Source organism: Oceanispirochaeta sp., assembly GCF_027859075.1.
Classification (GTDB): Bacteria; Spirochaetota; Spirochaetia; order DSM-2461; family DSM-2461; genus Oceanispirochaeta.
Window position 1 is genome coordinate 21813 of sequence record NZ_JAQIBL010000133.1, and the last position, 8026, is coordinate 29838.

Annotated in this window: 7 protein-coding genes; 2 read left to right on the top strand and 5 right to left on the bottom strand. The window is 44.5% G+C overall.

Annotation, left to right across the window (positions count from 1 at the left end; translation table 11 throughout):
* Positions 1-62: 62 nt before the first annotated feature.
* Together PF479_RS07730 and PF479_RS07735 are read right to left on the bottom strand one after the other, a co-directional pair.
* Entirely contained in the window at positions 63-1670 is a 1608-nt protein-coding gene (locus PF479_RS07730) for a 1,4-alpha-glucan branching protein domain-containing protein (RefSeq protein ID WP_298004482.1), read from the bottom strand.
* Complete coding sequence (locus PF479_RS07735) at positions 1663-2412, bottom strand: DUF4912 domain-containing protein (RefSeq protein WP_298004485.1); 750 nt, start codon at positions 2410-2412, stop codon at positions 1663-1665. The genes PF479_RS07730 and PF479_RS07735 overlap by 8 nt, the downstream gene beginning before the upstream one ends.
* A 160-nt stretch (positions 2413-2572) precedes the next feature.
* Between PF479_RS07735 and PF479_RS07740 the strand changes: the two genes are divergently transcribed.
* Entirely contained in the window at positions 2573-4915 is a 2343-nt protein-coding gene (locus PF479_RS07740) for a DUF3536 domain-containing protein (RefSeq protein WP_298004488.1), read from the top strand.
* On the opposite strand, the gene PF479_RS07745 is transcribed toward PF479_RS07740, so the two are convergent.
* Genes PF479_RS07745 through PF479_RS07755 form a run of 3 tightly spaced genes read right to left on the bottom strand, consistent with a single transcriptional unit; the run spans position 4888 to position 7654 of the window.
* Positions 4888-5751: a class I SAM-dependent methyltransferase gene (locus PF479_RS07745; protein WP_298004492.1), complete on the bottom strand. Its 864-nt coding sequence runs from the start codon at positions 5749-5751 to the stop codon at positions 4888-4890. The two genes, PF479_RS07740 and PF479_RS07745, sit on opposite strands and share 28 nt — an antisense overlap.
* Positions 5748-6590, bottom strand: a complete 843-nt coding sequence (locus PF479_RS07750; protein ID WP_298004495.1) for a hypothetical protein — start codon at positions 6588-6590, stop codon at positions 5748-5750. Before PF479_RS07750 ends, PF479_RS07745 begins: the two co-directional genes overlap by 4 nt.
* On the bottom strand, positions 6590-7654 hold the full coding sequence (locus PF479_RS07755) for a hypothetical protein (protein WP_298004498.1): 1065 nt from the start codon (positions 7652-7654) through the stop codon (positions 6590-6592). The genes PF479_RS07750 and PF479_RS07755 overlap by 1 nt, the downstream gene beginning before the upstream one ends.
* 96 nt (positions 7655-7750) lie before the next feature.
* Between PF479_RS07755 and PF479_RS07760 the strand changes: the two genes are divergently transcribed.
* A partial coding sequence (locus tag PF479_RS07760) for a cytidine deaminase (RefSeq protein WP_298004500.1) occupies positions 7751-8026 on the top strand: 276 nt, incomplete at its 3' end.

The following is an 8026-nucleotide window of genomic DNA, read 5'->3' on the forward strand; positions in this document are numbered from 1 at the left end:
TAAAGAAAAACGCTGATATATTTATTCAGATCTTTTTTTTGGTGAATATCTATTCTTTATTATCAATAGTCTTTTCTGAAAACTCTGTAATCCAGGAAGGGAAAGATATTATCCTTTTTCTCCAGCCTTGTGAGCCATTCCGTCTTGATTGTATTCCTGGACAGAGAATCATAGATATAATTAAAATTGTGAATATGCTCCTTGATTCTCTTTCTTGCATAGGGAACCGTTGTCCCGGCCTTCATGATAAACGGCCAGTCTGAAGCCTGAGACAGAAGCACTTCACGGGCGGCCTGATTCAGAGTTCTTTCTTTCAATCCCTTTTCATCAGGAAATCTATTGACCAGTTCCTGCATGCGTTCTATCAGTTTATGAGTATGCCGGTAGATCCAGTCATTATTTCCATCCAGCCAGACCTGACCGTACCCCTTATCTCCCCAGCTTGAGAAAGCCGGCTTTGTAACCTGATTCCGGGGGTAGACCTTCAAATAATCCGAGGGAGTCACCAGGGCAATCTCATCGGATTTATCATGAATCTGACGGATAAGGGCTTCCAGAAACAGAGGACCCTCAAACCACCAGTGACCAAAAAGTTCGGCATCATAAGGGCAGGGAATGATGGGTGTTCTATCCATGTACTGACCCAGAACCTCACACTGCTTTATCCTGTTATCAAGAAAATGGGCTGCATGTTCCTCTGCTTTATACGCGGCAGCAACCGGATCATAGATAACCTTGTCATCCGTTTTATCAGTAATTGCATAGTACTTGAGCCCCGTATTAACCCTGTTCACACCACAGTTGATATAGGGAGCAATATAATCCAGAGGTCTGTCGAATCCCAGGTCCCGATAAAAATCACGATAGGCAGGGTCTCCAGGATAACCATCCGTAGCAGACCAGACAGCCCGGGAGGACGCCCTGTCCCGGGCAAAGGCGTGAACGCCATTAGGACAGCTGATAGGAGAGAAAAGGCCGTTGACGGGTCTATCTTCAGAGTATAGAAGTCCGTGGGCAGAAGACATAAAATACTGGATTCCATAGGGTTTGAGATATTCTTCCACACCGGGAAAATACCCGCATTCGGGCAGCCAGATACCCACGGGCTGGGTCGAAAAGATTCTGTCATGAGATTCTAAACCCGTCAGAATCTGAGCTCTGATCATTTCAGGATAATTCTGATAATGAGGAAGAAAGCTGTGAGTGGCACAGGTCGTGATAATTTCGAGGTATCCCCGTTCCTGAAAATACTTAAACTTTTTCAGGATATTGCGCTCATAAACACCCTCATATTCACTGAGATTCAGAGAATAGAGCTCATGATACATCCGGGCCATCTTGTTTTCACCGGGATTCCCTGTGGTATAATTCAGTTCTTTATAAGCGAGTTCAATCAACATGTTCAGGTGATTCACATAGCGTTGCTGCAAGAGAGGATCTTGAAGCATGTGAGTCAGTGTGGGTGACAATGAAATTGTCAATCTGAAGGGAATATTGTCTTCATCCAGGCGGGAAAACATTCGTAGTAAGGGTAGATAAGTTTCTGAAAGGGCTTCAAACAGCCAGGATTCTTCCAAAAAACGTTCATACTCCGGATGCCTGACAAAGGGCAGATGAGCATGTAGGACAAGTGATATCATGCCTTTTTTGTTTTTAAGCTGCTCAATCATTAAAATTTTCCTCATCCAGCAGGTCGTGTATTGGTATGATCCTCTGGGGTATTTCCTGATAACCAGAAACTCCATGAGCCTCACCGAACTCTGCCGAAAACCCTGACAGTCTGATCAATTCGTCACTATTGGATTTATCGTTTTCCCTTGGCGCCGTAACGTATTCCCGGGTTGTTTCGATAGAATTAGAGCGGGTAATCAAATAATCTTTTTCCTCTACCTGAGCCCTGATCTCGACACAGTAACAACTGTCTTCCGAGGGAAGATTAATATAACGGCGATAATCATTGAACTTGATGGGTATATCAAAATAATCCAGAATATTCTCTGAGGAATATTCTTTCGAGTTCAGTTCCACTACGCGGAGAATCAATCCCTGAAATCCCGGGGAATTACTTATTTCATCCACTTTTTTGTCTTCCAGATCCCAGAAACAGAAAACCCAGGAAGGATCTCTCAACAGAAGTGTGGCACTGGTTCCGTTATACCTGAGAGGGAGTTCCAGATCATCATCCTGGCCCAGATCAAGCTCTTCGTCTCGTGAGACGGAAAATTTGCGGGCTTCCATCTGGATAGCCAGATTATTCAGTTCTTCTCTTTCATCTTTGTCTTCTTCAAATGCTTCCATTAGCAAGCTGACAAGGACTTCCTTATCAACCCCTGAAGTAACATGAAAGTTACCCCGAGTCAAAATTTCAAGAAGTTGTTCGTATGATAAAGAATAAAGACGCTCTTCTGTCATTTATAACCAATCCGTTTTAATGATTTTTCATCGTAGGAAAAATAAAAGGATCATGTCAAGTGGCACGACTTCCGGTCAAGCCTGCCGAATCGATCCGATTTTGCTCTAAACATCGCCAGAACTGTTTACAAAAATCTTCCTTTCAAGTCAATATGATAGTATGAGAAATGTAATCATTCACGGCCATTTTTACCAGCCTCCCAGGGAAAATCCATGGACAGGTATTCTTGAAGATCAAAAAGGATCTGCCCCCTACCCCAACTGGAACTCAAGGATATGCAGCGAATCCTATGAGGCAAATGCATTTTCTCCCCTACTTAACACACAAGGCCGCATTGAAAACTTTTACAACAACTACAAGTATATCTCCTACAATATTGGCCCGACTCTCCTGAACTGGCTTAAGGAAGAGTCTCGCCATGTCTATGACAAGATTATAGAAGGCGATAAATTCAGCCAGCATGAATTGGGTTACGGGAATGCACTGGCACAAGTTTACAATCACATGATTCTCCCCCTTGCCGGTGAGGATGACCGCAAATCACAAATATTATGGGGTCTGGAAAATTTCAAGGCACATTACAATAGAGATTCCTCAGGCATGTGGCTCTCGGAAGCGGCCATTAATGGTGAAACCGCAGAAGAACTAGTCCGATCAGGTGTGAAATATACCATCTTGTCTCCCTGGCAGGCAAGACGCTTCCGCTTTGAAGAATCCGGGTGGGAAGAGGCAGAGGGAGATTCTCCTCAGCTTTGGCAGCAGCCCTGGAATTTAAGCTGTCCCTCAGGAGATTTAACAATCTTTTTCTACCACCCCCAGTTCTCTTCAGAAATTTCCTTCAACCATCTCCTGAGGGATGCAGATTACTTCTACAACCGGGTTACAAAGGAGTTGGATACATCTAAATCCCAGATGCTTCCTATCGCCACAGACGGAGAAATTTACGGGCATCATGAGCACCTGGGCAATATGGGACTCTCTGCCTTTCTGAGTAAGATTCAATCATCCCCTGACTGCCGGGTAGTCAATTTTTCATGGGTTCATGCCAACATAAAACCTGCAGGACAAGTAGAGCTCAAAGAGGGCGAAGATGGCAGAGGCAGTTCCTGGAGCTGCTCTCATGGCGTGTCCCGATGGTACAAAGACTGTGGTTGCTCAACCGGAGGTAAGGCTGGATGGAATCAGACCTGGAGAACCCCTGTCAGAGAGGCTCTGGATGATCTTGTACTGTCAACAGACAAGATATACAAAGCAACCATGACAAGACTGTCAGAAGTCCCTCCAGAGGAAATTAGAGACAATTACATACAGAAACTCAGCGGTAAAATCACTGCAGATGCGTTTTTTAAGACTTACTGCCCCGTAAAAAACTCGGAGTCAGACAAACAGCAGTTCTTCAGACTCCTGGAAGGGCAGAGATTCAAGATGCTCATGTTTACCTCCTGCGGATGGTTTTTTGCAGACCTTTCGGGGGTGGAACCTCTTCAAAACCTGATGTACGCTGCCCGCCTTATGGATCTGTATTCCCCCTTTTATTCCAACCATCCCGAAGGGGCATTCCTTGAAAAACTATCCCTGGCCCATAGCAACATTCCTGAGAAAGGGAATGGCGCCGTACTGTACACCATGTCTAAATACAGCCGGAAGAACGAGATAAACCAGGCAGCTCTATCCTATATTATCAGGGATTATTACTGCATATCAGACAGTCCTCCCGGATTTCTGAAGGGTAATATAATCCCCGGGAAACCTTATGATAAAAAACAGTATAAATCTGGGATTCTGAAACTCAACCATCCCCTGACAGGTGAAAAGAATATCATTCCTTTTCTTCTGGAAGGAAATGACAGGCTTTTTTCATCCATCATTCTCTATCCCGAAGATCAGAAACTCAAATATACTCCCGAGGATATCAGCCGCAGAGATAAAGAACTTCTGATGAAACAATTATGCCTGATGGAACTTGGTAATGATTTGACCATCAGCAGAAAGTACAGCGGGATCATCAATCAGCTGGATGAATGGATGAAGCTCAGACTGCCGGAAGGTGAAAACCTGAAAAACTCAGTCAGGGCTCTCCTCCATTATGCATTCAGAGAGGTCACATTCTTAATGGAAAGCGGTAACTCTGAGGGCTGGAACTGTTTCCTGGATCTTCAGAAGAAAAACAAATCATGGAAAATACCCCTTCCTGAAGACTTGAATCACTGGTTAAACCGTATCATCAATAAAGAACTTCTGGACTCGGACAAGATACTGAATGCCTTGAAAACTGACAGCAATAACATTCTCAGGAAAGTGATAATCCTCCTTCAAGTCCAGCAGGACAGCAACTCCACATCCCTGAGTTCATCCCTATCTGGAAGAATTTTCGACCTTATCACCAATAGCATTGAAGGGCAGATCCTATTGGAGAAGGCTGAGGTAAAGATAAAAATGAAGTTTTTGGAACTCCTGAATATTTCTCCGGAAATTCAGTTTTCTTCACCTGAAGGTTTCTGAAGTACCATCATCATGACATCACCCCACCCCAGGGGTTTCACCAGTTTATCAGCTATATTTTTTAATAAACCTGGGGCATAACCGACTCCCAGACCTCCCCAGGTTTTAGTTCTGAGAATACTGAATCCCTGAGCCCGGGCACTGAGTTTTAGTGTTTTTCTGGAAAAGAGATAAAGATGGTCGGCAATGACAGACCTCCATTTATGAGCAAAGATCAGAGCCTGAAACCCGGAACTATTGGGTGTTATACAGTAAAAGATTCCCCCAGGTTTCAGAATACGATAGATTTCCTGCAAAAACAGGTCGGGTCTGTTCAGGTGTTCAATAACATGAGAGGCATGTACAAAACGAAAATGATTATCCACAAAACCTGCTTCCTCAAGAGTCCCGGGGAATATATCAATGTTATAGTGGCTGTTGCCGTAGGCGGCCGCCTCACGGCACACCTCGACCCCTTGAGCCTTCCATCCTGAATCGTTCAGCCAGGCCCCCAGACGACCCGTGGCACAACCGATATCCAGAAATGTTTTCTCCTCTGATGAAAGGACATCCCATTCAGAGAATCCCACGTCTTTTAAACCTAAAAGCATGAGTTTTAAAAAACCCTCTTCATTCCGGGTTTCATAATCAAAATATTCTGAATCATAGCGTTGAAGTATATCCTCCTGCTGGGGCTGAGGATTCTGTAAAATCAGGGAACAGGACCGGCAGATCTGCCAGACACCCTGATCTGCCTGCCAATGGATTTTAAAAGAGCTGCCGCCGCAGGAGGGGCAGTCAATCAGAAGACTGGTCTCCCGGCTGTCCGGTATTTTTGAAAATGTCTTCTGACTCATCGGACAACCTCCAGAGAATAGGCCCTACTCAATTCATTGCCCTGGACATCACTGAGAAAGATTTCCAATTTGGCCTGACCGGAGGTCAGAGTAATGCCACCCAGGTATAAATATCCTGGTTTCAAAAAAACAGATGAAACCTCTACTCCATCATCAAATGCCAGCTCATTGTCTTTTTGGTTCACCGAATCCAGAGCTCGTTCCAGTTGAAGAGTGCCCAGATTATAGAGGGTGAATCCAAAAGGAGACTTAGTCTTTCCGCCCTTGTTATTATCCAGGCCTTTTACATACACATCGTAGTGTCCCACAGGAAGGATCAAATCATTATTCAGTTCATATTCATTTTCACTGTCAGCAAGAAGTATGGATTCAATGACTGGTGGATTGGAATCTTTTATAAGCGGGAGCAGTATCAGTGGATTGACCAGCTGATTCTGCAGGGCATCTCTGATGTAGAAATGACAAATCCCCGGATACTTACCCCCCCCGGGAGACTTAAGATACTCCCCGGCAGATAATCTGTTTCGATCGGCTCGAGTCTCTTTAGAGCTGATATGAGTATAGATAGACTGGAATCCATTCTCATGCTCCAAAACCAGCATGGAGCCGTCCATAGAGGGAAGTGGCGAGTAGTCTTCAGGAGAAAAACGAAAAATTGTCTCACCATAATCAAAGGGTCTCATCGAGTCATAACCTCTGAAAATGAGACCGGGAAAGACCTCTCCGTTATATTCCTCTAAAAAACTGGATTCCAGAAAATCGGCCTGAACAGGCCATTGGAGAGAATACAAATGAATGGAGGCTGACAGCAGAACAAACAGAAGAAGTGCCTTTTTCATTAAGATTCCAACCTTTTTATAACAAGAAGTCTTTCATCCATGGACAGATAGATATCCCTTCCGGTTCTGTAAAAAAACTCCGGATATTCGTCAAAACGGTTTTTCATGATGACCGAGCCATCCATGGCATACACGGCCAGTTGATATGATTTTTCACTGAAATTAGAGGGGATTAGACGGCTGAGAACATATATAAGACCCGACTCTTCATCGCTGTCCTGAGTCATAAGAGTTCCGTCCAGAGGCAGAGTCCGTCCCATCCCGACACCTCGGAACTGAAGAAGTGAATCATCCTGTTCAACCCAGAGGGTGAAAGCTGATTCAGAATAATACAGCTTAACAGGTCTTGGGTAGCGGCTATCCAGTAGTTGTTCATGAATGAGTTCAGGAGGACCATTTTCTTTCAGAAGATACTGCCTGATATACTGTTTATTCAAACCTGAGACAACGGCCAGTCTGCTGCAGTCCAGTGAGAGGGCCAACCCATAGACTACATTATCTTCTTCAAGATCTGCCGGTAACAGCTCAGTCATCTCCCCTTGCCTTGAAAACAAGCGGACTCTCCCATCAACAGATCCAAAGACAGTGCAACTCCGACCGGCATCAATAGCTGTTATGGGCGAGGTCCCTCTCCAACGCCATAAACTGACACCAGAGGGATCAAATTCTTCCAAAATGGCAGAGCTGAAGTCGGCAGAGTAGAAATGATCAGACAGAATAAGAGGATATTCCTTAAAGGGGATTCTCACTCTGGTTTCATCTTTCAGGTTTTCCAGAATAAATGAGTTATCAGATTTAAAAATAAAAAAAGAACCTGAAACTGCCGCCTCTTCCTCTCCCTTTAGAAGATAAACATTTCCGCCATGGGGAAGAAGGACCCCCTGAAACCGGCCCTGGTTTATCGATATCACCTCTTCCAATGAATCGGGAGATTGATCCAGTCTACTAAAATCATGCAGCTCAGTGGCGGCCCAGAAGATCTCGGAACTCCCAGCCATGGGAAACATGAGGTAGTAAAAGATAAAAAAGAGAATAATCATGGGGAGAAAAAGGGTTTTATTCATACTCTCACTTAAAACGATTGATTTGAAAAATATATTATACTATGAATAAAGTCTGGTCAAACTGACTGTGTTGAAAACTGCATTTCGAGGACGCCTATGGATATCGAAGATTTGATGGAAAAAGCAAAAATTGCCGCCGGAAACTCCTACTCACCCTATTCACATTTCAAGGTCGGGGCAGCACTCCTATGTAAAAATGGAGATATTGTCTGTGGTGCAAATATAGAAAACCGGTCCTTCGGCTTAACAGTCTGTGCCGAAAGAAGTGCCATATCCATTGCCATCTCCCGGGGAATTCATGATTTTGAAGCCATCGCCGTCTGCTGCCCGAATGCAGATTATCCCCTCTCCCCCGGCGGTGCCTGGCGGCTG